Source organism: Segatella sinensis, assembly GCF_040095255.1.
Lineage (GTDB): Bacteria > Bacteroidota > Bacteroidia > Bacteroidales > Bacteroidaceae > Prevotella > Prevotella sinensis.
This window is the reverse complement of record NZ_JBBNGE010000131.1, coordinates 1-731: the sequence shown is the minus strand read 5'-3', so window position 1 is coordinate 731 and position 731 is coordinate 1. Positions and strand designations below refer to the sequence as shown.

General features: G+C 45.6%; 1 pseudogene. It reads right to left on the bottom strand.

The features are described from left to right. Positions 1-731 (bottom strand): annotated as a pseudogene (locus AAAT87_RS15420) (IS1380-like element IS612 family transposase); the annotation flags it as partial.

Sequence of the window (731 nt, the reverse complement as noted above, 5' to 3'; positions counted from 1 at the left end):
CCACGCAGATTGTAGAATTCAACAATGTCCCTTGTCGATGACTTGTAATCGTTGGTCAGAATACAACGGTAAGTGTATTCGCCTTCCCATAGGTCAAGGTCGCCACTGTTGCGTCTTTGTCTCTGGATGACAAGACGATAGCACTTGCCTTCCCATTTCTCAACGAGAATGGAATTGAGTTCGAACTGGATGCCGTTAATCTCCTCCGTCTTCCATCCTCTCAGAGCAAAGATGTCATTGTAGAGCGAACTGCATCGGTTGGCACGGATGTAGAAATGTTTGCAATGCTTCTCTATCTCACTGACGATTTCCTTCGAGCAGGAACCGCAGTCTGCCCTGAAGCGATTTACACGGATGTTCTGGGATTCCAGAAGAGCGAAGAATCTCTTATGGGTGTCTGCCTGATGAAAACGCACATTCGTGTTGCCATCGCTGTTCTCGATATAGACTATCTTGTCACCGATAACATATACGCCAGGCCTGTAGCCGAGGAACTTTTTGTAGGTCGGTTTTGCATCATACTTCTCCGTTTCAAGAAACTGATGGTCAAAGTCAACATCGTATTCCTCAATTTCCTTCAACTCGCCTGTAGAAACCAAAGCGTTTATAAGCAATGTGTTGAGTTTGTCTGCAGTATTGAAATCATAGGTCTTGCCTTGGTCGGAAGTATAGGAGATGTTTTCCTGTGTCAGTTCCTTGATGGCTCTGAGGATGGTATCAGAGCTGCATGT